General features: G+C 65.3%; 29 protein-coding genes and 1 pseudogene. 26 read left to right on the plus strand and 4 right to left on the minus strand.

All coding sequences use genetic code 11. The features are described from left to right. Positions 1 to 7: 7 nt before the first annotated feature. Positions 8 to 472, plus strand: coding sequence for a GIY-YIG nuclease family protein (locus KF941_RS07095; RefSeq protein WP_214272940.1), 465 nt, complete (start codon positions 8 to 10; stop codon positions 470 to 472). Here the strand turns inward: KF941_RS07095 and KF941_RS07100 are convergent. Further along, positions 469 to 1,773 carry a hypothetical protein gene (locus KF941_RS07100; protein ID WP_214272941.1) on the minus strand — a complete coding sequence of 435 codons (1,305 nt, stop codon included), beginning with the start codon at positions 1,771 to 1,773 and terminating at the stop codon, positions 469 to 471. The two genes, KF941_RS07095 and KF941_RS07100, sit on opposite strands and share 4 nt — an antisense overlap. Positions 1,774 to 2,715: 942 nt before the next feature. Here KF941_RS07100 and KF941_RS07105 point away from each other — a divergent pair. The 9 genes from KF941_RS07105 to KF941_RS07145 all read left to right on the plus strand — a co-directional run bounded on the left by KF941_RS07105 (position 2,716) and on the right by KF941_RS07145 (position 8,271). Beyond that, positions 2,716 to 3,393, plus strand: coding sequence for a DNA methyltransferase (locus KF941_RS07105; protein ID WP_214272942.1), 678 nt, complete (start codon positions 2,716 to 2,718; stop codon positions 3,391 to 3,393). Between the two features lie 73 nt (positions 3,394 to 3,466). After that, positions 3,467 to 3,757 (plus strand): hypothetical protein, encoded by a 291-nt coding sequence (locus tag KF941_RS07110; RefSeq protein WP_214272943.1) that lies wholly within the window; start codon positions 3,467 to 3,469, stop codon positions 3,755 to 3,757. Positions 3,758 to 4,262: 505 nt separating this feature from the next. Continuing rightward, the gene (locus tag KF941_RS07115) at positions 4,263 to 4,682 is read left to right on the plus strand and encodes a hypothetical protein (protein ID WP_214272944.1); all 420 of its coding nucleotides are present in this window, start codon (positions 4,263 to 4,265) and stop codon (positions 4,680 to 4,682) included. A 95-nt stretch (positions 4,683 to 4,777) separates the two neighbouring features. Next, positions 4,778 to 5,380, plus strand: coding sequence for a hypothetical protein (locus tag KF941_RS07120; protein ID WP_214272945.1), 603 nt, complete (start codon positions 4,778 to 4,780; stop codon positions 5,378 to 5,380). Positions 5,381 to 6,148: 768 nt separating this feature from the next. Next, positions 6,149 to 6,559, plus strand: a complete 411-nt coding sequence (locus KF941_RS07125) for a single-stranded DNA-binding protein (protein WP_214272946.1) — start codon at positions 6,149 to 6,151, stop codon at positions 6,557 to 6,559. Positions 6,560 to 7,106: 547 nt separating this feature from the next. Beyond that, on the plus strand, positions 7,107 to 7,310 hold the full coding sequence (locus KF941_RS07130; protein ID WP_214272947.1) for a hypothetical protein: 204 nt from the start codon (positions 7,107 to 7,109) through the stop codon (positions 7,308 to 7,310). 97 nt (positions 7,311 to 7,407) lie between these two features. Further along, positions 7,408 to 7,608: a hypothetical protein gene (locus tag KF941_RS07135; protein WP_214272948.1), complete on the plus strand. Its 201-nt coding sequence runs from the start codon at positions 7,408 to 7,410 to the stop codon at positions 7,606 to 7,608. Between the two features lie 101 nt (positions 7,609 to 7,709). After that, complete coding sequence (locus KF941_RS07140; RefSeq protein WP_214272949.1) at positions 7,710 to 7,922, plus strand: hypothetical protein; 213 nt, start codon at positions 7,710 to 7,712, stop codon at positions 7,920 to 7,922. Positions 7,923 to 8,004: 82 nt separating this feature from the next. Continuing rightward, positions 8,005 to 8,271: a hypothetical protein gene (locus KF941_RS07145; protein ID WP_214272950.1), complete on the plus strand. Its 267-nt coding sequence runs from the start codon at positions 8,005 to 8,007 to the stop codon at positions 8,269 to 8,271. A 67-nt stretch (positions 8,272 to 8,338) separates the two neighbouring features. Here KF941_RS07145 and KF941_RS07150 read toward each other — a convergent pair whose 3' ends face one another. Next, a complete protein-coding gene (locus KF941_RS07150; RefSeq protein ID WP_214272951.1) occupies positions 8,339 to 8,626 on the minus strand; it encodes a DUF2285 domain-containing protein in 288 nt (95 codons plus the stop codon). Between the two features lie 501 nt (positions 8,627 to 9,127). Between KF941_RS07150 and KF941_RS07155 the strand changes: the two genes are divergently transcribed. After that, positions 9,128 to 9,388, plus strand: a complete 261-nt coding sequence (locus tag KF941_RS07155) for a DUF2285 domain-containing protein (RefSeq protein WP_214272952.1) — start codon at positions 9,128 to 9,130, stop codon at positions 9,386 to 9,388. 350 nt (positions 9,389 to 9,738) lie between these two features. Continuing rightward, a complete protein-coding gene (locus KF941_RS07160; RefSeq protein ID WP_214272953.1) occupies positions 9,739 to 10,305 on the plus strand; it encodes a DUF2285 domain-containing protein in 567 nt (188 codons plus the stop codon). Here KF941_RS07160 and KF941_RS07165 read toward each other — a convergent pair. Continuing rightward, positions 10,292 to 10,618: a hypothetical protein gene (locus KF941_RS07165; protein ID WP_214272954.1), complete on the minus strand. Its 327-nt coding sequence runs from the start codon at positions 10,616 to 10,618 to the stop codon at positions 10,292 to 10,294. The two genes, KF941_RS07160 and KF941_RS07165, sit on opposite strands and share 14 nt — an antisense overlap. Positions 10,619 to 10,932: 314 nt before the next feature. Here KF941_RS07165 and KF941_RS07170 point away from each other — a divergent pair, with 314 nt between their 5' ends. From KF941_RS07170 to KF941_RS07220, 11 genes and pseudogenes are all read left to right on the plus strand, one after another. Then, positions 10,933 to 11,214 (plus strand): helix-turn-helix domain-containing protein, encoded by a 282-nt coding sequence (locus tag KF941_RS07170; RefSeq protein WP_214272955.1) that lies wholly within the window; start codon positions 10,933 to 10,935, stop codon positions 11,212 to 11,214. Positions 11,215 to 11,219: 5 nt separating this feature from the next. Beyond that, positions 11,220 to 12,344: a replication initiator protein A gene (locus tag KF941_RS07175; RefSeq protein ID WP_214272956.1), complete on the plus strand. Its 1,125-nt coding sequence runs from the start codon at positions 11,220 to 11,222 to the stop codon at positions 12,342 to 12,344. A 246-nt stretch (positions 12,345 to 12,590) separates the two neighbouring features. Then, complete coding sequence (locus tag KF941_RS07180) at positions 12,591 to 13,184, plus strand: DUF2840 domain-containing protein (protein ID WP_240540257.1); 594 nt, start codon at positions 12,591 to 12,593, stop codon at positions 13,182 to 13,184. Beyond that, the gene (locus KF941_RS07185; protein ID WP_214272957.1) at positions 13,181 to 14,680 is read left to right on the plus strand and encodes a DNA cytosine methyltransferase; all 1,500 of its coding nucleotides are present in this window, start codon (positions 13,181 to 13,183) and stop codon (positions 14,678 to 14,680) included. Before KF941_RS07180 ends, KF941_RS07185 begins: the two co-directional genes overlap by 4 nt. After that, on the plus strand, positions 14,677 to 15,276 hold the full coding sequence (locus KF941_RS07190; RefSeq protein WP_214272958.1) for a S26 family signal peptidase: 600 nt from the start codon (positions 14,677 to 14,679) through the stop codon (positions 15,274 to 15,276). Before KF941_RS07185 ends, KF941_RS07190 begins: the two co-directional genes overlap by 4 nt. 1 nt (position 15,277) lies before the next feature. Beyond that, complete coding sequence (locus KF941_RS07195) at positions 15,278 to 15,613, plus strand: DUF736 domain-containing protein (RefSeq protein ID WP_214272959.1); 336 nt, start codon at positions 15,278 to 15,280, stop codon at positions 15,611 to 15,613. A 3-nt stretch (positions 15,614 to 15,616) separates the two neighbouring features. Beyond that, positions 15,617 to 16,414: a lytic transglycosylase domain-containing protein gene (locus KF941_RS07200; RefSeq protein ID WP_214272960.1), complete on the plus strand. Its 798-nt coding sequence runs from the start codon at positions 15,617 to 15,619 to the stop codon at positions 16,412 to 16,414. A gap of 46 nt (positions 16,415 to 16,460) precedes the next feature. After that, a complete protein-coding gene (locus KF941_RS07205) occupies positions 16,461 to 17,042 on the plus strand; it encodes a hypothetical protein (protein WP_214272961.1) in 582 nt (193 codons plus the stop codon). Between the two features lie 244 nt (positions 17,043 to 17,286). Beyond that, the gene (locus KF941_RS07210) at positions 17,287 to 19,026 is read left to right on the plus strand and encodes a VirD2 family relaxase/mobilization nuclease (RefSeq protein WP_214272962.1); all 1,740 of its coding nucleotides are present in this window, start codon (positions 17,287 to 17,289) and stop codon (positions 19,024 to 19,026) included. Positions 19,027 to 19,051: 25 nt separating this feature from the next. Continuing rightward, positions 19,052 to 21,040, plus strand: a pseudogene (locus KF941_RS07215) (conjugal transfer protein TraG). Between the two features lie 9 nt (positions 21,041 to 21,049). Beyond that, positions 21,050 to 21,487, plus strand: a complete 438-nt coding sequence (locus KF941_RS07220) for a CopG family transcriptional regulator (protein ID WP_214272963.1) — start codon at positions 21,050 to 21,052, stop codon at positions 21,485 to 21,487. Positions 21,488 to 21,584: 97 nt separating this feature from the next. On the opposite strand, the gene KF941_RS07225 is transcribed toward KF941_RS07220, so the two are convergent. After that, positions 21,585 to 22,484 (minus strand): LysR family transcriptional regulator, encoded by a 900-nt coding sequence (locus KF941_RS07225; protein WP_072462320.1) that lies wholly within the window; start codon positions 22,482 to 22,484, stop codon positions 21,585 to 21,587. 236 nt (positions 22,485 to 22,720) lie between these two features. On the opposite strand from KF941_RS07225, the gene KF941_RS07230 reads away from it, so the two are divergent. Genes KF941_RS07230 through KF941_RS07240 form a run of 3 tightly spaced genes read left to right on the plus strand, consistent with a single transcriptional unit; the run spans position 22,721 to position 25,657 of the window. Further along, on the plus strand, positions 22,721 to 23,479 hold the full coding sequence (locus tag KF941_RS07230; RefSeq protein WP_214272964.1) for a sugar ABC transporter permease: 759 nt from the start codon (positions 22,721 to 22,723) through the stop codon (positions 23,477 to 23,479). Beyond that, on the plus strand, positions 23,479 to 24,297 hold the full coding sequence (locus tag KF941_RS07235) for a carbohydrate ABC transporter permease (protein ID WP_214272965.1): 819 nt from the start codon (positions 23,479 to 23,481) through the stop codon (positions 24,295 to 24,297). Before KF941_RS07230 ends, KF941_RS07235 begins: the two co-directional genes overlap by 1 nt. A 34-nt stretch (positions 24,298 to 24,331) precedes the next feature. Beyond that, positions 24,332 to 25,657, plus strand: a complete 1,326-nt coding sequence (locus tag KF941_RS07240) for a sugar ABC transporter substrate-binding protein (protein WP_072462323.1) — start codon at positions 24,332 to 24,334, stop codon at positions 25,655 to 25,657. Positions 25,658 to 25,744: the final 87 nt, after the last annotated feature.

The following is a 25,744-nucleotide window of genomic DNA, read 5'->3' on the forward strand; positions in this document are numbered from 1 at the left end:
AGATAGAATGATCTTCACGAACGCCGGCACCATCATGCCCGTATGGCAGGTTCAGCGCGTTGATCCGGGGTATCTCTATGTGATCGAAGACAAGGGGCGGCTAAAAATCGGAAAAACCCGATCAACGAAGGAGCGTCTCAAAGCTGCGAAGACGTGGTTGCCCGACATGGAGTTGATCGGATTCAAACCCTTTTGGGACATGTCGCATAATGAGCGGCTGCTACATGCAGGCTTCTCCCGTTTCTGGTACGCGGGCGAGTGGTTCAGCTTCGAAGGCGAAGACGAAATGCGCGAGTGGTTCATAGACAATTTTAATGCCTTCAGCGACGAATATCCCGACATGAACTCGGTCAACTTCATCTACTGGTGTCATGACGGCATGCTCGAATTGCAGATCGAGATGGACCGCCTCAATCTGACCCTGCCGAAGTTCCAGCGGCAGGAATCCGATGTTCAGAAGAAGATCGACTAGGCTTTCAACATCTCGACGACTACATCGGCCAAGCTATCCCAGATCGACATCAGGTGCTCGGGAGAAGGCGCGAAGTTCGTTGAATGAACGTACCTATTCAACGTGTCGGCAGACACGAGCTTGTCGCCCTGTTTGAATTTCTTCAGCACCTCGACCTGCTTCGCGTCGATCTTTCCAGCCGTCTGAAGGTGCAGGCCTGCTTTCTCAAGCCGGGTCGCGAGTTTATCGTTTTCGTGAACCACGACCTTCGCAGCTGTGATGTAGTTCTCCAGCGCGAGCTCGATGAGCACGCGCATGAGAACCGAGATCGCGTTGGGATGGGTGCGCAGATCGAGGTGAAACTGTAGCTCTTCCCAGATTCGGTGATGGCGTTGAAGCCGCCCTGGCCAGCTCAGATCGAAGTCTTTGTTTGGAATAAGCGTCGTGCGAACGGTCGGTGTTGCCTTGGCACTCGGTTTCACCTTTGCGGGCCTATTAGTCGGCGTCGCGGGCTCGACTGTGTTCGTTATGTCTGTTTCCTTGGGTAGGACGCCCTCGCGCTCAAGTTGATCGAGATAGCTCTGCTTGCCGTCGATGTCCCAGATGTCCCCGAGTACCAAATCGCGTTCGGCCATGTCCTTCGCGATACGAGCCAGCGCGGCGAGCGACTTTGGCTCGTCACGCGTGAACTGGAAGCGGCCGCCTTTCATACTGATGCCAACGCGATGCCGGAAAGGTTCCGCGGACAGCAAGCGGTTAAGTGTTGACCGCGGAATCTTGCGGCGGGAGGGTAGGAGGTTCGCCTCTGCCAGCCGCTTTTCAATCTCGTCTGCAACACTCGGCCCGCTGCCCTTGCCGGTGCGCGTGACGAAGGTTGCCTTCATCCGGTCGTCCCAAGTGCTCTGACCGACGCCGGACTGTGAGCCGGTGTGGCGACGAAAAAGGATCTCGTCGATTCGGTCGCGGTCGGTTTCGACCTGGCACAGAATTTCCGTCGGGAATGTGCCTTTCCAGAGCGCTTTCTGTTCGCGGAAGAATGCTTGGAGCTCTGTAGTCGGCGCCCGGCGCGGATCATCGAGAAGTTTAAGACACGTCACGCGACGGTTGCCGTCGAAGACGATGAACTTGGATTTTTCGGGAGAAACAAGGGGGTACTCATAAATTTCGCCCTGCTCCACGATATCCTTCGCCAGACTTCGCATGTGCGCTTCGCGCTCGTTGAAGAGCCACGCAATCGCGGCCGTTTCATTTTCAAGCTCCCCGTGACGGTCGTTTGCGCGGTTTACGACCAGTGCATTCAAGGCAAGTTTTCTGATAGTCATTTTTCCCCCTGATCCCAAACTACTAGTCAGGGTTGAGGAATCAAGCGCTTCGGATGACGGCATGCTAGTCAAGGGGAATTCACCCGGGATTCGGGTATGAAGGCGGGTGTGATGAGGTGCGCCGCTACGCCTCGGTCTGCCTCCTCAGATTATCTTCATCGGCCACCCATGTCGTTATGCCAAGTTGGCTTCTAATGTGATGGGGCCGATGCTGCCCTTTTCCGCTGATTTCATGAGAAAAATGCTGCGCGGAAAATGAGCGACCGCTTTGGCTGGATGCTGCGGCAGCCATGCGGTGTTGCCGTCAGACCGCTCTCCGCCCTGAGGGACGGTCCGGGTGCGATGTTGTGTCTGGTCGCGCGGCATCTGCAAACGGCAGCTAGGTCCGCATAGCCGGCGATGGTGCAGGTTGAAGGGGGAAAGTCTTCCCCCTGGCCGGCACGGTGTTGCCGGCGCACCCCCTTCTGCGGGGAGATCCCCGCAACGCCCCCAAGAGGAGCTGCGGAACCGGCGGCGCAAATATCCAGCGCTATTTCCGGGCGGCAGCCTACCGACCGTAAATGGGTAGTTGCATCACCCTCCCAGAAGCAATACGTCCTTTGCCGCTTTCCACGTTATCGACGGATATTGGTTCAGAATAATAGCCGGAGACTTCGCCGGGCATCCGACCTGACCAACTCCGAGCGCCCGGCTTTCGTAGATCGAAGAAGAGATTTTTCCTTGAGATGAAGAGGCTTGGGGCGCTGCCCCAGGCGCGCCGCAAGAAAACTCTTCGGCCTTTCGCGGCATAAACGGCCCCCTCCCCGCAAGCGGGTCCCCTCCAATTATTCCACGGTGCCAAAGACTTCTCTTGCGCCTTACACCCCCGGTCTCGCCGACGGGCAAGGGTTCAGGAGCAGGCGCTTCGCTGCCCTGAACCCCATAACCGAAAGGAAAAGAGACATGACCGGCACGACCAGCACCCCCCGCAACCTCGTCATCAACGCCGATTGCATCGAGGCGATGCAGGCTTTCGGCACTGGATCGGTGGACTTCATCCTGACCGATCCGCCCTATGTCACCCGCTTCCGCGACCGGCAGGGCCGCACCGTCGCCAATGACGACAATGCCCGCTGGCTGCGTCCCGCCTTCGCCCAGATGCACCGGGTCCTGAAGCAGGGCGGTTTCTGCGTCAGCTTCTACGGCTGGAACAAGGTGGATCTGTTCGTGGAGGCGTGGAAGGCGGCGGGTTTCCGCATCGTCGGGCATCTGGTGTTCCGCAAGCGTTACGCCTCATCCGCGCGGTTCCTGCGCTATGAACACGAACAGGCTTATCTGCTGGCGAAGGGCGATCCGGAATTGCCCGCGTGTCCGGTGCCGGATGTGCTGGACTTTCCCTATACCGGCAACAAGCTGCATCCGACCCAGAAGCCGGTGGCGGCGCTGCGCAGGCTGATCGGCGCGTTCACGAAACCCGGCGATCTGGTGCTGGACCCGTTCAGCGGCAGCGGCTCGACCTTGGCGGCGGCGCATCTGCTGGGCCGCGACTGGCTCGGGGTGGAACTGGATGTGGCGCATTACCAGACCATCGGCAAGCGGATGGCCGCCCTGCAAGAGCGGGACCGGAAAGCGGCCGCATAGACCCCCGCAACCCAAGGGCGCCCGTCATGGGGGCGGGCGCCATACCCCACAATTTCAAGGAAAGGACTGCGATATGCGTTGGATTGTCACGAAGGACCATCATGGCGGTTGCATCGGACTGGGCGAGGACGCCGACGGCGTTCCCGCACGCGGCAAGCCCGAAGACGGCGACGCCCTGCCGGTGGAGTTCCGGCTTTACACCGCCCGCGGCAGGCTCTTGTTCGAGGGCCGTTGCGGCGACATCGCGACCGACTGGTGGCACGGCATGGAGCCATTGCTTTACGCTTGGGCCACTTTCCGCTGCCGCCGCCTGACCTGGCGCCCGGCCGGGACGGATGAACCGTGGCGCCCGCTGCGCCCATAGACCCCAAGCCAGCCCCACAGCACCACGACCGCCGGTCCATCGGACCGGCGGTCGTCGCGCGCGCAAGGCCGCAAGAAGAGCGGGGAATAAATCGCGCTCGCCGGGCAGGGCCCGGCTCGCGAAAGTAAGGCGAAGACATCGGCAAATGCGCTCATGGCTGACGCAATGGGCGCGAATGGCGCGGCATGATCCGGACGGGCGGAGACGCCAGATATCGGAGCCCGGCCGGATCATGCCGAAGGCGGGAAAGGATGTTGCCGCTTCGCGGCCCCGCCAGCACCCGATGCAAATGCCCAAGAGCTACGCCCACATCCACAGCAACAACACCGCCCTGCCGTGGCGGGTATATGCCGGCGCGGCCCTGCTTAGCTTGACGCATCATGCCCGCAGCCGGCATGATGATTGCACTCGAAGAACCGGTGAATTGCCAAGTCGTCGCAGGCGAGAGCGTATTTCCATTGGCCGCCTGACGTGATCCACCCCGTCAACCTCCATGGAGGCTTCGATGTTTCTGATCATGCTCGCCATTTCCCTGACCATCGCCGCCGGCTTCATCGCCTTCAAGCTGGCCGTCTTCGCCCTGCCCTTCTGGGTCGCCATGAGCGTGTTCCAATACATGTATGGCAGCGATACCGGGATCTTCCTGCCGGGGCTGGCCGCTTTCGGCGGCGCCATCGCGTCGGTGGTGTTCGTCATCGCGGTGCTGGCCTTCGCCAGCAATCCCTTTGTCCGCCTTGTCGCCCTCGGGCTGTTCGCAATCCCCGCGACGATCGCGGGCTATGCGCTGATCTACGGCATTGCCAAGAACGCCATAGATTCCAGCGTCGCGCTGAACATTCTCGGCGGGATCGGCGGCATCGTCATCGGCGGATCGGCCATGGCCCATCTGAACGCGATCGGCGTGGCCTTCTTCTCGCGCATCTGATCACGCATCCAAAAATCCGGGCGAGCCCCCTTGTGGGGGTCGGCTCTACTCGCGCCCCGCGGGGCGCTCACCGAACCCGCAGGCGGTTTCGGCCGATGCCGGTCACGATCCTCTCGCGTCGGCTGGCGGCCAGCGTGGTCCGGGTTGCGGCAAATCCTGCGCGGGCGGCAACAAAGCCGAAAGCCCGTTTGCGCAGCGCCGATCGTCGAACCTTCCGCCTTTCCGGGGCGGTGCCGTCGTGGCATATCCACCATAATCGATGGCGGGTGTGGCCTCTATTCAGCGTATGGTCCTGCCGATCGTCGCGCAAACGCCGTGCAGATGTCAAACAAGGAAATGAGATGATGACAGGTCGAATCACCGCCGGCGTTCTCGCCATCATCGTTGCCTGCATATCCGGGGCGTATGCGCAGGACTTCAATCATGTCCCCGGTTGGGCGAATACGACCAACCATAGGTATAAAGGCGGTGCAGGCACGGGTGAATGGGCGGAAAAGGAAGAGCTGTTCGAGACATTGCGCGCTCTGGGCCCTGACGCGGAATGCACGCTACGGAACCTGTCCGAGCAGGACGGAAACATGATCGTCAACCGGTACAGGCGCCAGCTACGGCGCGCCGGCGAGCAGTCCGCCTTGCAGGAAGCGCAGCGAGAACTGGCCGCCCACTATGAGCAACTCAGCGCGCAAGGGCGTTGCTGAGGGGGGAGCCCCCGCGAATGGTCATTATTCGATGTGGGCACCTGCGATCTGCCGCGCCCACGGGACAACCCGGAGGCTGGAACCGCCGGGCCTCTGGCCTCCCGCTCAGGAGGGGATGTCGTCTTCGTCGATGAACCAACCCTCGCCCCCCGTCGGTCCCGGCCCGCCGCACCCGGCACGGAAATCCACCTCGCCGCCAACCGCGTAGCCATACCGGCCCCCGCCGTCCGCATCCCGCCATTTCGTGCTGGGGACGCCCGCCGCAATGCGGCCAGCTTCATGCCGGACTCGCAATATTGCTGGATGGTCCGGCGCAGAGCCGATGAAGCAGCAGCCATGCCATCCCGCGCCCCCGGCCCGACAGCCCGATCCTTCCCGCCCCGAACGCCCCGGCCTTCCGGCGGCGGGTGCAAGGCTGACCAGCAAGCCGAAGCGAAGCGGCACCGCCGCAGGTGGTGCGGGTTCCGGGGGCCATACAGACAGGACGGCACCGGCGAGAACGCCGCTGTTCCGCGATATGTCCCCGCCATGCCCCCCGGACGAACCAATCCCTCCGCCTGTCCGATCCCCTAACTCCGTGCGGTTTTCACCAACAACCCCCAAGGCTCCGGACCGTGTTGCCGCGCCGGGCGCGGCTGCCCGCCCCACTCCGAAGCCTTGCGGGCAAGCTGCCGCCCGAAGGGGCGTCAGTTGCAGGTGCCTCCCGACGGACTTTCCCGGGTCTCGTCGGAGGGAATGGTCCCTCCGGAGAAGCATCGGAGACAGACAATGCAGAACATCGTCATCCTCGCCGGCACCATCCGCCAGGCCCCCGAAACCCGCACCACCCGCGGCGGCACCGATGTCACCCGCTTCAAGCTGGTCACCTCGCGCCCGCGCTATTCGGAAGGCCGGGTCGTCCGGGACGAGAAGGGCTATCGGGTCGAGGACGCGGAATGGCACCGCGTCGTCGCCTTCAACGGCCTGGGCCGGACCATCCAGCAATATTGCGAGTCCGGCACGAAGGCCCTGGTGCGCGGCCGCATCCACTACACGAAATGGCAGGATGCGGAAGGCAACGACCGCTACGGCTGCGAGATCGTCGCCGAGACGGTGGATTTCCTGAGCCGGGCGCCGCAGTCCGAGACCGGTGAAGAGGACGAGGGCCGGTTCATCGACGAAGACGACATCCCCTCCTGAGCGGGAGGCCAGAGGCCCGGCGGCTCCAGCCGCCGGGTTTTCCCATGTCCGCGACAGATCGCCCCGTGGCCGCGCCGGCAAGAGAAGGCTTCCCGTCCGGATCGACCGGCCGGAAAGCCTCCGGCGGGGGCTGCCTTCCCCCGGCCCCCAATCCTTCTCCCGTGAAGAAGAAACAGGGGCTTGGGAAAAGGGGCTGGGGAGCGAGGTAGCGCCACAGCGCCACCGAGGGGCTTTGCGTGACCGTCGGCGCGTGGGCGGGCACGGCGCATTTTGCTTCAGAGCAGAGGGGAAAACTAGCGTCCGCTGGTGTAGGGGGCGGTCATCCGTGGGCGTGTCGGCGGCTCTGCGAGAGGGCTAAGATTCCGGCTAACGGACTGAAAATAATGGATAAAACGCCGCAATCCACTTGCGTTAGAGCCTTGTTTTTGCTAGACTATTCGCAAGGCGCAACGGTGGTCGCCTCCACCGGCGCCTTGCTCCCCGCAACGCGGGGTCGGGTCAGTGGAAGGGGCCGGATGGATCGGCGCCCGAAACCGGAGACAAGCCCATGCATACCGCGACATTCGAGATCAACATCCCCAGCAACCCGCTGGCCGGCCGCATCAACCTCGAGGACATCGAGATGGGCATGGACGCCGATACCGGGGTCAAGGCCCGTGCCAGCCACGACAGCATGACCCTGACGGTCATCGTCCACGCAACCGATGCCGCCGACGCCGCGAACTGGCTTCAGAAGGCGGGACTGATCTGATCACCGCCAGCGGAAGCGGCCCGGTCCCGCCGTGCGGGGCTCGCGGCAGCAGCAGGGGCCGAACTGCTCAGCCCCACACCCAGACAGGAGAACGACCATGACCTGCGAAACCGAAACCACCGCCCTCGCGGCGAAGATACACGCCGAATGCGAGTTCTGCTTCGACCGCAACGACATCCACGAAGCCCTCGAACTGCTCGGCCAGATGGTCGAATACGGCGCGACCACCCCGGCGGAGATCGAGGCGTTCCTCCGCATGCGCCGGGAGCGATACGAGGCGGATCTTGCCAGCAGCTGATACCGCCAGCGGGATCAGAGTGCCGAGGCAAACGCCCGGCGGGGCCGCACCAGTGGAAAGGGCCGGATCGTTCGGCCCTGCAACCGCACCGGAGAACAGCCATGAACCGCCCGACCACCGTGACCGAACTGATGGCCGAAGCCGCCGACGCCCTGATCCGCCGCGATCCGCACCGACTCGAGGAGCTGGAGCGGATCAGCAGGGGATGGATGCAGACCCAGGACGAGGAACTGGCCCAGATCATCCTCCTGCAGGCGATGACCGAGGCCGCCGACCTCCTCCTCGACACCCCGAGCGAGATCGAGAATGCCTGACGCTGCAAGTGCAAACCGGACCGGCCCCGCCGCCATCGAAGGGGGCGCGACAGCATAAGACCACCCACCGGGAGAACCGAAGATGACCGCAGCCGAACGGACCGCCCGCCGCCTCACCGATGCCGCAACCATCGCCACCGCCTTTGCCGAGGGCCGGTTCCGCAAGGTGACGGTGCAGGAAGCATGGAGCCTCGGATGGGACCCCGAGGCTGACGAGCCGGAAGTCTTCGCCGGAGGCCAGTTGCACGCAATCCTGAACGCCGAGCGCACCGAGATCCAGATGATGGCCGACGATGACGGCGAATGCTGGACCATCCAGATCGCCAGCGGCGAGTTTCGGCCCGCCTGACCCGCCAGCGGAAACGGCATCCCGCCGATACAAATGCCCGGCGGGCCTGTCTGCAAGGGCGCCGGGTTCAGCCCTTGTTGGCAGCGGCGCCCCTCAGCATCTGCTTGTAGCCGTTCTTTGTCATCCACTCCGCCCGCGCCAGATGGCTTTGCCAGCAGCGATATGTGCGCAGTTCTTCCGCGTCGGGATCGCGGCGCAGCACGATCCGCGCCACTTCCTTCCAATCCGCATCCTCGGCACTGGCGTCGAGCAGCCGCAGATAGGTCACGTAATGCTGCTCGTCATAGGCGGTGATCTTGTCCGAGACCGGTGCCTCGTCATCCACGACGGGATCGCGATCAATGGGAGCGCTCATGGCAAATCCCCCTTTTTTCCGGTGGGCATGGCTTGCGGTACGCCCCCGCAATTGCCCTCTGACCCTGGTGATCGGGGAGTTCGAAGACCGCTGTTACCCGGCCCCATGACCTTTAGGCGGGTAGCCCTGGACATACGCCATGGGCTCCCCGACCGTAAGGTTCGAGGTGTGTGGTGCCGTTTCGGCCGGCACCAACCGGTAACAGAGGGGTTTCGACGCCCCAGAGCAGCGCGTCTGCTCCGGGTGCCAACATAAAGGATCGGCATGGCATTGTCTTCGCCAATCGACGCTTCGTGATCCGTGGTGCGAGGGCAACGTCGCAGCGGAAACGCCAGTCGCGCCTGATGGTCCGGCGCGATCACCGTCGGATTACGACATACACGTTCGAGGCCTCTGAGAAATTGCAGGCCGAAAGCCGCCGAATTTGGCGTTCACAGATCGGCACAGTTCCGCTACCACCATATCCAGTGATGACCGAAATCGAGGGACAGGGGACCTGCAATGGCCCAGGAGTTTCAGGATCAGCCGTCGGCGGGCGACCAGCCGACCGACTACGACAAGGAGCAGCTGACGCTCTATCTGCGCCTGCTCGACGCCGATCGCGACGGCGCCGGCTGGCGGGAAGCGGTTGAGATCATTTTCGGAATCGATCCTGCCGCGCAACCTGTGCGGGCCGAGGAGGTCTTCACCTCGCATCTCGACCGTGCGAAATGGCTCGCATCAAGCGGTTATCTCGACCTGCTGATCGCCGGGCGCGGGTAATAAGATCCATTTGCACGCATGGCACGAGCTTGGGCGGGCTTCGTGCTTCATTTGCCCCCGGTCTCTTTCGATCCTGACCCCTCTCCGGTTTGGGGGAGCGCGCGATGAGGGAGACGTTGCAATGCCACGATACGCCGAGTGGCGGTCTCGATCCGCCTACGACTATATCGACACATTGACGCCTGCGGAACTCGCCTGGGAATTCCTGCGCAGGAACGAGGATTACAGAGAGGAGTACTTCCGTCTTGCGGCGGCAGGCCAGCTCGATACCGAGGCTGGCCGGGCCTTCGCCGCAAGATGGGGGTTGTGCTTTCCCCGCCGACCCGAGCCGCCCGGCACGAAGGCAGCGGGTGATCTGGTCTCCTGCCGTTGATCCGGCCCGCATCCTGCTGCGCCCCTGCCCGCCCGGCATGGACGGTCCCCGCCTCGCCGCCCGCGACGATGTGATCGTCGGCGGCCTCGGCAACGACGGGTTCTGCACCGCCAGCGTCAGCGGCGTGGAGTTCCCGCTGCTGTTTCTCGCGGGCGGGCCAGACGAGCCGGTCGCGGCGGTCGTCCTCGCCGACCACCTGGCGCTGGATCGGCTGGAAGCAGTCGAGCGCTTCTGGGCCGCGCTCAACGGCGACAAGGTTCCGCCGGAGCGCCGCCAGATGTCCAAACAGAAGCGCCAACGCGCCGGAAAGTCCCTGCGCGCCGTCGACGGCCGCAAGGACGGCGCCAGCTACCGGGTGATCGCCCAGGTGCTGTTCCCGGGGCACCGCATCACCCTGGCCACCTGGAAGAGCAACGCGCTCCGCGAAACCGTCATCCGGCTCGCGCGCGACGGGCTCGAACTCGTCGCCGGCGGATACAGGTCGCTCCTGCATCGCCGGCGGCATGGCCGAAAGCGCAGGAGCCAGGCCGTCAGGACCGGCTGAGATAGGAGGCGGCAACCCTCGCCTCGGCCCGGATCGCATCGGCGCGGTCCGGCCGTTCGAGGCGGTCCATCTCCGCGGCCGCCTGTTCCCGCTCATCGATCTCCGCCAGCAGGATCGCCCGCACCCGCTCGGCATCCAGCGACAGCCGCTCGACCTCCGCCGAACCCGACAGGAATCGGTGCTGTTCCGCCGCGCCGCCGCCCGCACGGGCAGGCGGCGCCTCGGCATTGTCGATCGCCGCGATCAGCGTACGGATCAGCTTCGCGTCGCTGCCGCGCCCTTCCTTCATCGCCGCCCGCAGGTCCGCCCGCATCCGGGCCTTCATGTCATGTCCGGCATCCTGCACCATCCCGGCCTCGCTTGGTTTCCAACAATTGCAAGCGCCCTCCTTATCATCCGCGTCCTTTGAGTGAAACGCTCGGCCCGGGCACCAGGATGGCGACAGCCAACGACATACCACGCTGCGAGCGTGCTACCGCGCCCAGCCCTCCTCTGCCGATGCCGCGCGGGGTGTCGAAAATTCGCGAAAATCTTCGACATCCACCCCCGGCCGTTTTTTGCGCCAGGCTGTCCGTGACTACGAGCCGCCCCCGCGGCGGAGCCCTTCGAGAACACGGAACTGCAGCCATGTCTTATGACCATTCGCCCCTGCCCCATCGCTATCTGCGCACCCCGGAAGCCGCCCGTTTCCTCGGCCTTTCCGACCGCACGCTGGAAAAGCACCGCGTCTACGGCACCGGCCCGACCTACAAGAAGCTCGGCGGCCGCGTGGTCTACGCCGTCCGCGACCTCCAGGCCTGGGCCGAGCGCGGCACCGTCACCTCGACATCCGATCCCACGCCGCCCGTGCTTCCCGCCCTGCCGAAATACCGCCTGCACCGGCCGCACCCGGCCGGGCAGAAAGGGTGATCGCCATGTCTTCCCGTAACCGCAAACGGCTCACCGGCGAACGGGCGAAGCTCAGCCCCTTCGTGGTCTCCGGCGGCGATGCCAGCCCGCGCGACCAGCGCGATCTGATGGAACGGCCCTTCTTCTCGCTGGCGAAGACCAAGCGCCTGACCCCGATCCACTACGAATCCGGCGGTGTCCAGGTCCATGTCCAGGGCTTTCCCGAGCATGGCATGGCGACCATCTGGGACGCCGACATCCTGATCTGGGCCGCCAGCCAGATCGTCGAGGCCGAGAATGCCGGGCTGCAAACCTCGCGCTTCCTGCGCTTCACCCCCTATCAGTTGCTCACCGCCATCGGCCGGAATACCGGCGCGCGCAACTACCAGCTGCTGCGGGGTTCGATGGCCCGGCTGCAATCGACGGTGATCCGCACCACCATCCGCCATGGCCGGCAATGGCGGCGGCATCAGTTCTCCTGGATCAACGAATGGGAGGAATGCGAAACCAGCGACGGCCGCACCGAGGGCATGGAGCTCGTGCTGCCCGAATGGTTCTATCGCGGCGTCATCGACCGCTCGCTGGTACTCTCCATCGACCCGGCCTATTTCCGCCTCACAGGCGGGCTTGAGCGCTGGCTCTACCGCGTGGCACGGAAACATGCCGGACGGCAGCCCTCGGGCTGGGGCTTCGAGATCCCGCATCTGCACGCCAAGTCCGGCAGCCTCGCCCGGTTGTCCGATTTCGCCCTCGACATCCGCCGCGTCGTCGCCCGCCAGCCGCTGCCGGGTTATCGCCTCGGCATCGAGCGCGACGGACGCCACCAGCTGCTGCGCATCCGGCCCGCCAAATTATCCACAGAACCTGTGGATAACTCTGTGGGAGGTATCGGTACTTCGGGCGCAAATGGTATCGGTACTTCAGGCGCAGCACTATCGGTACTTCGGGCGCACGAGACCAAGTTAACCCTTTGGCCCGAAACGCTGATTCCGGCCCTTAACTTAGAATCTAACATAGAGTCTAACTGTAGCAGGCACCGCGCCCGCTGTGGAGAACCCTCCCCGAGGGGCCAGGTTTCGCGAAACGGGGCCAGGAATCGCGAACTGGAATCGCCGAAAAAGGCCGGGAAATCGGGGCGCTCCGATGGCTGAGTTGTCCCTTAAATCGTGGAACGGATTCCCTTTAATCGTAGACCGGGATTTCCCTTTAATCGTCGACTGGCGGTCCGAAGCGGCACCGACGCCGAGCTGCAACGACAACGCTCTTCGTCATCGTGGCTCTGGCCAAGAGACGGATGCGCAACCTCAAGAGCCTACGGCCTTGGCCCTAATCGGTGAGACTGGTGGTCCCGGATCATGCGACTGGCTCACAGCCGCATCCGATCACGGGAGGCCGGCATGACGGATCGTCCCATGAACCCGGCGACCGGTGCCGGGCCGGAACCCGGCAGCCGCTGCGCGGCCTCGGTTCCGCCTTCCGGCTGCACGCTGGTCGACCTGATCTGGCGCAAGGGCGAGATCGAATACTGGATCCGCTTCGGCCGTTACCGCTTCAAGTGGGTCCAGGACCGCGAACGCCGGACGCTCGGCTTCGCGCCCGGCAGCGTCTTCGCCTTCGTCCGCTGGACGGCGAACGGCTATGGCACCACCGCCTCCCGCATCGACATCCTGCGCGCCGTGGAGGCCGGTCAGCCCTGCCAGACCGTCCCCCATATCCAGCCCGGCGCCGAGATCCTGCTGAAGCTGCATGGCTGGCCGCGCGTCGCGCGCGTGCTGGAGGCCATCGACCGGATCGAGGCCATCGGCATTCCGCCCGGCGAGGTCGCTCCGGATTACTGGCGGCATCTCCATCACCGGCTTTCCGCCAACGAGGCGCCGCGTCGCTACACGCGCCTGCGGCATGCCGCATGGCTGAAGCGCCGCGCAGTGATGTCCGGTCTCCGGAATGGACAGGAAGCCCCTGTGATGCGTCCAGAGGGACATACGCGATGACCGCGGCTCGCACCCGCCTCTCGCTGCCGCTGCGCGTGCTGGATCTCTTCAGCGGCGCCGCCGGCGGCTGGTCGCTCGGCCTGCACCGCGCCGGGCTCAATACCCTCGCCGCCTGCGAGATCGTCGAATGGCGGCGCATCCTCTATTCGGAGAACTTCCCGCATGTCAGACTCTACGCCGACATCCGAAGCCTCACGGCAGCTCGACTTGTTTCCGACCTCGGATGCCTGCCCGACATCGTCGTCGGATCGCCGCCCTGCCAGGACATCTCGAGCGCCAACACGAAGGGCAAGGGGATCGAGGGCGAGCGCTCGGGCCTCTACCTCGAGGCCGTCCGCCTGGTCGGAGAATGCCGGCCTCGCTGGTTCGCTTTTGAAAACAGCCCTGTGCTCAGAACTCGCGGCGCCGACCGGCTGCTCGACGAGCTGGAAGCGCTCGGCTACGCCTGCTGGCCATGCGTGGTGGGTGCTGCGGATATCGGCGCCAACCATGTCCGCAAGCGGTCCTGGCTCATCGGCTGCGATCCGCAGCAGCTTGCCGACACCCGTGTCGCAATCCCAGCAGGGTGGGATGCGGCTGGAGGGCGGATCGGCGGCACGGAAGGCGATGAAGGATTCGGGGCTTTACGACCTGTTCCGCAACCGGCCCCTGCCGACGCCGATGGCCTCGGACGGGATGAAGGACGGCGCCGGCGGCGGCGCGGGATCGACCTGGCCGCTGCGGATGATCCTGGCGACCCCGCGCAAGACGGATGCCGACCGGGGCGGCCGGGGGGATCTTCTCAGCCAGTTGCAGGGCCATGCCAGCCGCCATGCCGGGATGATGGGCACGCCGACGGCGAACGCAGCGCCACGGGGCAGCGTGTTGCGCAGGCACAAGGGCCGGATGACCTCGGATCAGGACCGCTTCGACCGCAGCCCGACGATCGGCGAGGCGCTGCATTTCGACGGACGGGCGCCGGAGATCCTGCCGACGCCGACGAAGCGGGACAGCCGCATGGACGGCTGGAGCCCGGCCTACGACCGGCGGAAATCGCCGACGATGGATGCGGTGATGGCCAGAGCGATGGATGGCGCGATGACCTACCGGGCGCCGGACAAATGGGCCGGAGCACGGGCGCTGGCGGCAATCTTGCGGAGCCATGGCCTGACTGGAACGGCGGCATTGCCCATCACCTACGGCTGGATGCAGGGCTTTCCGCCTGGCTGGCTGGCACGCGCATTGCGCTCGGCAGCCGCAAGGGGACGTCTGCGGCGAGCCTGATCGTCGAGGCCTTCGGCGACGCCGTTGTGCCGCAGATCCCCGAGGCCATCGGCCGCGCCATCCTGCGCAGCGAGGCTGCGCTGAATGCGGTCCTCGGGGGCGCGTCGTCGTGCGAAGTGGCCGATAACGACTGTCCGCCCATGAGCACAGTCGCGGGTGATGCCACGACCGACAACAATGCCGCCGACATCGCACCCGCTGACGATCCCGCGGATCATGGGGGTGCGTCATGACCCGTCGGATTCGCACCGCATATCTCGCCGCGACTGGCCTCGCCGTGCTGGTGATCGGCGGCATCTCCGCCACCGACATCGCGCCGCGGCTGATCTGGAACGCCAGCGCCAGCCTGCCCATCGGCCTCTACCGTGTCGAACCGCCGACCACATTTGCCCTCGGCGATCTGGTCGCGGTCGATCCGCCCGAACCGCTCGCCCAGTTCGTCGCCGCGCGCGGCTATGTCGGCCCCGGCGTGCCGTTGCTGAAGCGCGTGGCCGCGCTTCCCGGCACCCGGGTCTGCCGCACCGGTGCCACGATCACTGTTGACGGCCTGGTCCTCGGCGCGGCGCGCGAGCGCGACCGCCTCGGCCGGCCGCTGCCCAGCTGGCAGGGCTGCCAGGTCGTCGGCACGGACGAGGTCTTTCTCATGAACCGGGAGGCCGAAGACAGCCTCGACGGCCGCTATTTCGGCCCGCTCTCCGCTACTTCCGTCATCGGCCGCGCGATCCCGCTCTGGACCGATGCGGCGGGCGACGGCCGCTTCCGCCGGCCTGTCGCCGGCGCGGAAGCGCTCCCCGATCCCACCACCAACAACCACCCCACGGAGAAGTAACATGCCACAGATCGGAGAATTCACCCGCACGCAATCGGGCTACCAGGGCCGCATCCGCACCGTCACCCTCGACCTCGCACTGGTCTTCGTGCCGACCCACAACGCGGCTGTTGAGAAGGCGCCTGATTACCGCATCCATCTCGACAATGAGGACGGCCCGGAGATCGGCGCCGGCTGGACGCATAGTGGCGAGAAGGCCGGGACCTATATCTCGGTCTCCCTCGACGATCCTGCTCTCGTGCAGCCGATCCGTGCCCGGTTGTTCCAGTCCGACGAGCAGGGCCGGATGTGGGGCCTGCACTGGTCGCGCCCCAGAAAACGCGACGAGCGGGACTGAGCCATGCCGTTCCTCGTCCCTCACCGTGCAAACGGGCGGGCTTGCGCCGCCCGTCGTGCCGCAATCCTTCTTCTTTCCGGCCTGGCGTTTGCCGCCCTCCCGGCTGCCGGCCCGCTGGCGCAGACCGTGCAGCCGGTCGTGCGAGAATCCCGCGATCCATTCGCATCCCACGTCGCGGAAGCCTCGCTGCGCTTCGGCATCCCACCGGACTGGATCCGCGCCGTGCGCCATGTCGAAAGCGGCGGCAATCCGCACGCCGTCTCACCGAAAGGCGCCATGGGGCTGATGCAGGTGATGCCGAAGACATGGGCGGCGCTGCGCGCCCGCCATGCTCTCGGCGACGATCCGTTCGACCCGCGCGACAACATTTTCGCGGGCGCCGCCTATCTGCGCGAGATGCATGATCGCTACGGCAGCATCGCCGGCATGCTGGCGGCCTACAATGCCGGACCGGGGCGCTACGACGAGCATCTGGTCTCGGGCCGGACCCTGCCGGCCGAGACCCGCGCCTATGTCGCCACGCTCGCGCCGATGCTCGGCGGCGAGACGCTTCCCGGTAGCGGTTTTGCCGCAGTTCCGTCGCGCGACTGGCGCGAGGCACCGCTCTTCACCGGCAGCATGGCCGGCGGTTCGGATGCGGAACGGCTGCAGCCCACCAGCACCTCGGCTGCAAGTTCAATGCCGCCAGATTCACCAAGCCTCGATGCCTCTGACGTCCAGCCTGCGGGTGATGGTTCCGGCCTCTCGCCGCAATCTAGCGGCCTGTTCATCCGCCGATCCGATGCAGGAGTCGTGCAATGAAAAAACATTCCATTCGCTTTTCCGCCTATCTCGGGAGGCCGTAGCCATGAAGATCGCCTATGCGGACCCGCCCTATATCGGCTGCGCGCATCTCTACCGCGACCGTCCCGATTACGTCGGCGAGGTCGATCATGCGGCGCTGATCGCGCGGCTGGAATACGACTACGACGGCTGGATCCTGCATGCCGCCGCGACGCCCAAATCCATCGCGACCCTTGCGCCGCTGGTCGAGTCGACGGGCGCAAGATGGATGGCCTGGGTGAAGGGTTTCGCCGCCTTCAAGCGCAACGTGCCGGTCGCCTGGGCCTGGGAGCCGGTGATCGTCAAAGCGGCCCGCAAGCCCGTGGTCAGCAAGCGGCTGGTGCTGCGTGACTGGGTCCAGGAAAGCATCACCCTGCGCCGTGGATTGACCGGCGCCAAGCCGGAAGGCGTCTGCCACTGGGCCTTCGAGATGGTCGCCGCACGGCCCGAGGATACGCTCGACGACCTGTTTCCCGGCACCGGCGCCGTCACCGCCGCATGGCATAGCTGGCAGCGGAAATTCACCCTGCCGGACGATCCGATGCCCGGTTTGGCACCATTGGACAGCGCCCGCCGGGGGCGCGTCCTTCCAAGGGGGCCGTCTTGAGCAATCGGCGGCCGGATCGCACCAGAGGATACTGCAGCAAAGAGCCGGGCGGCGCGGCCCTGCGGACCGCGCCGCCCGGCTTGGAGAGGCAGGATAAAGGCCCGCGAGGTGCGGGCTTGGGCGGTCGTAGGTTTTCAAGGGGTTATGCCGCGTCTCCGCGATGTGCGCGCCTGATGCGCGATGTGCGACTTTTGGGCTTTTTCAATACCTTCATCCTCTTGACGCGATGTGCGGAGCCGCTGCCATGAGCAACGAGGAGGATTTCCGCATCCGTCCGGGCCGGATCCGCTCGACCCGCGCCCAGCAGGCCCGGCCCTTCATCGCCCAGGCGCTCGCCGCCGCGCAGAAGGCCGGCGGCACCGTCTCGCGCCGGGGCTCCATCGGCTCCGGCTCGCGCTCCCGCTTCGGGCGCGGCCAGCGCGCCACCGTGCAGGCCAACCGGCTGATCACCTCGCGCAGCCGCGGCGTCGTCATCAAGGCCCGCGTGGTCCGCAATGGCTGGCGCTCGGGCGCCCTGCCCGCCCATCTGGGCTATCTCAACCGCGAGGGCGTCACCCGCGACGGCGCCAAGGCGCGGATGTTCGGGCCGGAAAGCGATCAGGCGGATCACGAGGGTTTCGCCGAGCGCTGCAAGGACGACCGGCATCATTTCCGCTTCATCGTCTCGCCCGAGGATGCCGCCGACATGACCGACCTGCGCGGCTTCACCCGCGATCTGGTGAAACAGATGGAATCCGATCTCGGCACGGAACTCGACTGGGTCGCCATCGATCACTGGAACACCGGCCATCCGCATGTCCATCTGCTGCTGCGCGGCGTGCGCGACGACGGCGAGAACCTAGTCATCGCCCGCGACTACATCAAGGAAGGCATGCGCGACCGCGCCCGCGACCTGGTCACGCTGGAACTGGGACCGCGCAGCGAGATCGACATCCGCGCCGCCCTTGTCCGTCAGCTCGATGCCGAGCGCTGGACCGAACTCGACCGTCAGCTGGCCCGCGATGCCGCCCGCGGCGGCATCATCGATCTCGCCCCGCATCCCGACCGGCAGCCCGATGCCTATGCCAATTTCAAGGTGACCCGGCTGCGCAAGCTGGAAACCCTCGGCCTCGCCGAGCAGCTCAGCCCCGGCCAATGGGTGCTGACCGAGAATGCCCAGGTGGTGCTGCGGGAGATGGGCATGCGCGGCGACATCATCAAGCGCATCCATCGCGGCCTCAGCGAGCGCGGCATCGAGCGCGGCAGCGCCAGCTATGTGCTGGCCGGCGAGAGCCTGGACGATCCGGTCCTCGGCCGGCTGGTCGAGCGCGGGCTCGACGACGAGCTGAAGGGCAGCGCCTATGCCGTGGTCGATGGGGTCGACGGGCGCAGCCATCACATCCGCCTGCCCGATCTCGATGCCGCCGGCGACAGTGCGCCCGGTTCCATCGTCGAGCTGCGCAAGTTCGACGATGCCAACGGCCGGCGGCGGGTGGCGCTGGCCGTGCGCTCCGATCTCGATATCCGGGCGCAGGCGACCGCCATGGGCGCGACCTGGCTCGACCGGCAGGCGCTGGCCCGCAATCCCGTCGCGCTCGGAGAGGATGGTTTTGGTGTCGAGGTGCGCCTGGCCATGACGCAGCGGGCCGAATACCTGATCGAGGATGGTCTGGCCGAGCGACAAGGCAGCCGGGTGATCTTTGCCCGCAACCTTCTCAACCGCCTGCGCGACGGCGAGGTCCAGGCGCTCGGCGAAAAGCTCGCGGCCGAGACCGGCCTGCCCTTCGATCGCGCGGCGGCCGGCGAGCATATCAGCGGCACCTATCGCCGCCGCTTCCTCCTGGCCTCGGGCCGCTTCGCCATGATCGACGACGGGCTCAGCTTCAGGCTGGTGCCCTGGACGCCCTCGCTGGAGCGCCATCGCGACCGTCATGTCTCCGGCAAAGCCCGCGGCGATGGCGGCGTCGACTGGAGCTTCGGCCGCAAGCGCGGGCTGGGGCTGTGACCCGGCAAAGAGAAAGGAACCCAAAATGACCGGCACGAAGATTCTCTGGGGCCAGATCACCGTGGTCTTCCTGATCGTGCTCACCTTCATCTGGGCGGCGACGCAATATGTGGCCTGGAGCCTCGGCTTCCAGCCGCAGCTCGGCCCGCCCTGGTTCGAGATCGGGGGCATCCCGGTCTACTACCCGCCGGCCTTCTTCTGGTGGTGGTATTTTTACGACGCCTATGCCCCGACGGTGTTCAACATCGGCGGCATCATCGCCGCCTCGGGCGGGTTTCTGGCCATCGCTGTCGCCATCCTGATGTCGGTCTGGCGGGCACGCGAGGCCGAGGACGTCGAGACCTACGGCTCGGCGCGATGGGCAGGGCGGGCCGAGATCGAGCGGGCCGGGCTGCTCGGCCCCGACGGCGTGGTGCTGGGCCGATACCAACAGGACTACCTGCGCCATGACGGACCGGAGCATGTGCTCTGCTTCGCCCCGACCCGATCCGGCAAGGGGGTCGGGCTGGTGGTGCCGACGCTGCTGACCTAGCCCGGCTCGGCTATCGTCCACGACATCAAGGGCGAGAACTGGCAGCTCACCGCAGGGTTTCGGGCCAGACATGGCCGGGTCTTGCTGTTCGATCCGACCAATGCGGCCTCCGCCGCCTACAACCCGCTGCTGGAGGTGCGCCGTGGCGAATGGGAGGTGCGCGACGTCCAGAACATCGCCGACATCCTGGTCGATCCCGAGGGCTCGCTGGAAAAGCGCAACCATTGGGAAAAGACCAGCCACGCCCTCTTGGTCGGCGTCATCCTGCATGTGCTCTATGCCGAGGAGGACAAGACCCTGGCGAGGGTCGCCGCCTTCCTCTCCGATCCGCGCCGCTCGATCGAGGCGACGCTGGCGGCGATGATGAAGACACCGCATCTGGGCGAGGGCGGGCCGCATCCGGTGATCGCCAGCGCGGCGAGGGAGTTGCTGAACAAATCCGAGAACGAGCGATCCGGCGTGCTGAGTACGGCGATGTCCTTTCTGGGTCTCTATCGCGATCCGGTCGTGGCGCAGGTGACCAGCCGCTGCGACTGGCGCATCTCCGACATGGTGACCGGCTCCGCGCCGACCACCCTCTATCTCGTGGTGCCGCCCTCGGACATCAACCGCACCAAGCCGCTGATCCGGCTGATCCTCAACCAGATCGGCCGGCGGCTGACCGAAGACCTGCGCGGCAAGGACGACCGCCACCGCCTGCTGCTGATGCTGGACGAGTTCCCGGCGCTGGGGCGGCTGGACTTCTTCGAATCCGCGCTGGCCTTCATGGCAGGATATGGCTTGAAGAGCTTTCTCATTGCCCAGTCGCTGAACCAGATCGAGAAGGCCTATGGCCCGAACAATTCGATCCTCGACAACTGCCATGTCCGGGTCAGCTTCGCCACCAACGACGAGCGCACCGCGAAGCGGGTCTCCGACGCCCTCGGCACCGCCACCGAGATGAAGGCGATGAAGAACTATGCCGGGCACAGGCTGGCGCCCTGGCTCGGACATATCATGGTCTCGCGTTCCGAGACCGCCCGGCCGCTGCTCACCCCCGGCGAGGTCATGCAGCTGCCACCGGACGATGAGATCGTCATGGTCGCCGGCACCGCGCCCATCCGGGCGAAGAAGATGCGCTATTATCAGGACGGGAGGTTTCGCGAACGGGTGGTCGATCCGCCGAGGCTGGTGTCGGCAACAGAACCGCGGGCCGACGACTGGAGCGGGTTGGCGATCCCGGCAACGCCGGAGGTCCATGTCGCGCCCATGTCCGACGGCACCGGCAGCGAGGACAGCACCGAATCCGAACAGCGCCAGCAGCCGGAACTCAGCCGGACCGGCACCGTCGAGCGCCAGCAGCCGATCGAGAACGAATTCGACTTCGGCGAGCCCGCCGACGACGCGCAGGAGGACATCGCCCGCAGCAGCCGCATGACCCGGAAAATGCTGAGTGTCGCCCGGCAGGCGTCGATGGACAAAGGCGACGGTATCGACCTCTAGGAGAACGTCATGGCCAGATCACCCCGCAAGCAACGCCTCTCGGTCTATCTGGAGCCGGAGATCATGCAGGCCCTCGCCGCCCATGCCGCGCGGCGCAACCAGTCCCTGTCGCTGATCGCCGAGGCCGGCATCGCCTCTTTCCTGTCGCCCGATGCGGCGGAACGGCAGGAGGCCGCGTTGATCCGGCGTCTCGACCAGATGGACCGCCGCCTGACCCGGCTGGAGCGTGACCTCGGCATTGCCGTCGAGACGCTCGCGGTCTTCGTGCGCTTCTGGCTCACCACCAGCCCACCCCTACCAGAGCCGGCCCAGCAGGCCGCCCGTGCCAGCGCCACCAAGCGCTACGACGCCTTCGTCACCACGCTGGGGCGAAGGCTGGCGCAGGGGCCGAAGCTTAGACAGGAGGTCGCGGAGGAGGTGGAGGGGAATGAGGAGAAAAGCTTGTAGCAGCTCAGGTTCAAGGGTGTCGTGCAAAACTTTCGTTTCATCTTGTCAGCCTCCAGCCGCGGGGCGTGCAATCGGGTTCTTCCGTTTTCTTCCCCATTCAGGACTTGGCATCAGCTCGAAAACCCTGCGCCTGGCAATAGGCCCTGACAGCGGCGATGAAGCGTCGGGTATGCGGGCGCAGTGGTGCGGATTGCTGACTGATCACGCCCGAGACGAAATCCGGGCTTTCGCCGTCCTCGGTCAGGCGCACGATCCCCGACCGCGCGAACAACGCCCCCAGCGTCTTGGCGGTCGAGATCAGCAGGCGCGACCCGCGTAGCGCCTCGATGGCGGGCACGAGCGCGTTGGTGCGCAGCACATAGCGTCGCCTCGAGCGCAAGGCAGAGGAAGGATCGTAGTCGTATTCGAATTTGTGATTGATCCAGCTTTCCGCAAGAAGGTCGGCCTCGGTGATGCGCTGCTGCCGCAGAAGCGGATGCGAGGCATCGCAATAGATGTCGTATTTCGCACAGATGATCGGCTCGAAGCTGTAGGCGCCGCCCTCCAGATATTCCGGCGAGATCACGCCGAAGGCCACGTCGTGGCGTCGGGTTTCCAACCCGCGCATCCGCGCATCGTGCTCGATCACGTCGAGATGGATCGAGACCTCGGGATTCTCTCGGCGATAGCTCTCGATGACATGCGGCAGGATGCCGTAACCCCAGCTGTCACCCGAGCAGATGGGCAGGATCAACCGGGTCTGGTGCAGGCTGTGATCAATGTCCTCGCGCGCGTTCTTCAAGGCCCGCACCGCCCGGCTTGCATAGATGTAGAGCGTCTTGCCGGCATCGGACAGTTCGACCCCCTGCGGCGTGCGCTCGAACAGGGGGGTGCCATAACGGTCCTCGAGTAACCGGATGGTACGCGACAGTGCCGGTTGCGAGATGTTCAGCGCCTCGGCCGCGCGCGAAATGTTGCGGTGTTCGGCTACGGCAAGGAAGCGCAGGTAATCGTCCATCCTATCGTCCGATCATTCAATTTCCTGATACCTTATCCAGTTTTGGCATTTGCATAAACACCTCTGCTGTGGCTTTTCGTCGCAGGGAGAATGCCGAGGGAGGAAGCCGTATGTCCGTCAGCTCCAACAAAGGGCTGTGGCCGTTCATTTTGCCGACGTTTCTAACGCTTGGGGCAATCACGGTTACGCCTATTCTTGCAACCTTCGGCATCAGCCTGCTTTATATCAACCTGACGATGCCCGGCGCCCCGATGTTCGTCGGGCTGGAAAACTATGCCGAACTGATGGCCGACAGCCGGTTCTGGAACTCGGTGGTGGTTACGGCCGAGTTGATCTTCATCCCGGTCGCGGCCCAAGTGGCAATCGGACTGCTTCTGGCCATGGTGCTGAAGGAAAAGCTGGCAGGGACGCGCTGGATGCGCATGGCCTTCCTGCTGCCCGCGGTGATTCCGCCTGCTGTCAGTGGCCTGATCTGGAAGCTGTTCATCGTGCCCGATGCCGGAGGGCTGGCCTGGCTGGGCGGCCTCTTTGGAGCCGACATGTCGCTTGACCTGCTCAGCATGCCGTCGAGTGCGCTGGCGGTGGTGATCGTCGCCTCGGTCTGGACGGGCACGCCCTTCGTCGCACTGCTGTTCCTGTCGGCGCTGGAATCCATCGGCGACGACCAATATGAAGCGGCGCGCATCGACGGTGCCAGCTGGTTCCAGTCGCATTGGCACATCTCGCTGCCCGAACTGCGCCCGGCGATCATCACGGTGACGGTGTTTCGCATCCTCGAGGCGCTGGCGATCTTTCCGATCATCTTCGTGCTGACCGGCGGCGGGCCGGCCGGGTCCACCGAGCCGGTCAATTACCTCGCCTATGTCAACGGCTTCGAATACCTGCGGGTGGATTATGCGGCGACCATCATCGTCAGCTTCTTCATCGTGATGATGGCGCTGTGCGCGCCCTTCCTGGTCGGCATTGCCCGGCGCGAAGCGAAGGAGGTCAGGTAATGCTGCGAACCCGCGAAAAGCTTTTCTGCTACGGCGTGGCGGCGCTGTTCATCGCCTTCCTGCTGGCACCGATCCTGTGGATGCTGTCCTCGTCCTTGAAGGGACCGCTCGACATCTTCGCCAAGCCGCCGGTGCTGGTCGGAGACGTCACGCTCGAAAACTATCGCCAGGTGCTGTCGGACTCGACCTTCATGCGTTCGTTCCTGAACTCGGTGCTGGTCTCGGCGGGGACGGTCGTGGCCTCGATGCTGCTGGCGCTGCCTGCGGCCTATGGGCTGTCGCGACTGCGCTCGGTCGCCAAGGCGGGGCTTCTGTCTTGGGTGCTGCTGGTCCGGGCCGCACCGGGGATGATCTTCGTGATCCCCTATTTCGTCGCCTTCACCCAGATCGGGCTGATGGACACGCGGATCGGGCTGATCGTCATCAACACGGTCTTCACCGCGCCGCTGGCGATCTGGATCCTGATAGCCTTCTTCGACGCTATCCCGCTGGAAATCGAGGAGGCGGCCGTCGTCGACGGCGCGACGCGCTGGCAGACCTTCCTGCGGGTATCGCTGCCCATGGCGGCGCCGGGCATCGTCTCAGCCGCGATCCTGGTCTTCATCTTCTCGTGGAACGAATTCCTGTTCGCGCTGACCCTGACACAGGTCGAGGCCAAGACCGCCGCCGTCGCGATCCTGAACTACATGGCCTATCAGGGCACCGAATGGGGCAAGATCGCCGCAGCCGGCATCATCATCCTGCTGCCCGTCGCAGTCTTCGCCGTCGCCATCCGCAAATACTTCATCCAGACCGCCGCCGGCGGGGTGAAGGGATAAGCGCCGCCCATCGCATCCAACAGGAGGAAACGAGATGCGCATTCCGACCACTGCAAGACTGCTGGCCGCCGCGAGCGTGCTGGCCGGCCTTGCTGCCACCACCGCGCTGGCACAGGACAAGCCTTATGAGGGCGTGACGCTGCGCGTCCTCAGCACCCAGCAGCCCTGGGACGCCGAGATCGAGAAACGCGTCGCCGCCTTCGAGGAAGAAACCGGCGCAGATGTGCAGTTCGATCTCTATGCCTTCGGGCAGGCGGTGCAAAAGATCGGGGTCGAGCTTTCGACCGGCTCGCCGGCCTATGACGTGTTCTTCCTCGAAGCATCGGACGTGCCGCGCTATGCGGCGGCGGACAGGCTGGCGCCTTTCGACGATGCCATCGCGGCAAGGGAAGGCTTCGACAGCGCAGATTTCATCCCGACGACACTGGAGGCCTTCAAATACGAGGGCAAGCAGATGGGGGTGCCCTATTTCGCCGCCACCCAGCTGAACTACTGGCGCGGTCCGGTCCTGGCGGAAGCGGGCTTCGACAAGGCCCCCGAGACCTTCGAGGACATGCTCTCGATCTGCAAGGCGCTGAAGGAAAAGGGCGTCGCGCCCTGCACGGCGCTGCGCGGCAAGCCCAACACCTCGGAAAACGTCTGGTATTGGACGCAGATCATGCTGGGCGAGGGCGGGCATTGGGTCAAGGACTATCCCAAGGACATGACCCCCACCCTGAACTCGCCCGAAGCGGTGCGCGCGACCGAGATCTATGCCGAATTGCTGAACGAGCACAGCATCCCCGGTTCCGTTTCGGCGGGCTATGACGAGGTCGTGGTGGCGATGCAGCAAGGCAATATCGCCATGGCGATCGAAGGCGCGCCGCTGGCGGGCCGCATTCTTGACCCCGCGCTTTCCAAGGTGCAAGGCGAGTTGGGCTTCGCACCGCCTCCCGGCGGGCCGGCGGGTCGCTTCGCACCTTTCAACGCCCAGGGCTGGGCCGTCGGCGCCGGCTCGAAGAATGTCGAGGCCGCGCAGGCTTTCGTGCTGTGGGCCACTTCCAAAGAGACTGTCACCGATGTCACGCTGAACAGTTCGTTCCTGGCGGTGACGCGCCAGTCGGTCTGGAACGATCCGGCATTCACCGAAAAGCACGGCTACGACTTCGGCTTCGGCGAATTCACCAAGGCTTATGCCCAGGCGCTGGCCGATGGCGACCCGATCTATCGCCTGCCGATCCCCGAATTCCGCGCCGTGGGCGATCGCGTCGGCCTTGCCCTGCAAGAGGTGGTGACCGGCCGCCGCTCGGCGCAGGAGGCGCTGGATGCGGCCCAGGCCGATACCGAGCGGATGTTCCGCCGCGCGGGCTACATCGACTGACGATCCCGGCGGGCGGTGCCTCAGAACATCGCTCGCCGCCCCCGACCCGACCGATTTCTTGAAGGCTGCCCCGCAGGTCGCGGAGCG

The sequence above is a fragment of the Paracoccus sp. pheM1 genome (assembly GCF_018499825.1).
In the GTDB taxonomy this organism is placed as follows: Bacteria; Pseudomonadota; Alphaproteobacteria; order Rhodobacterales; family Rhodobacteraceae; genus Paracoccus; species Paracoccus versutus.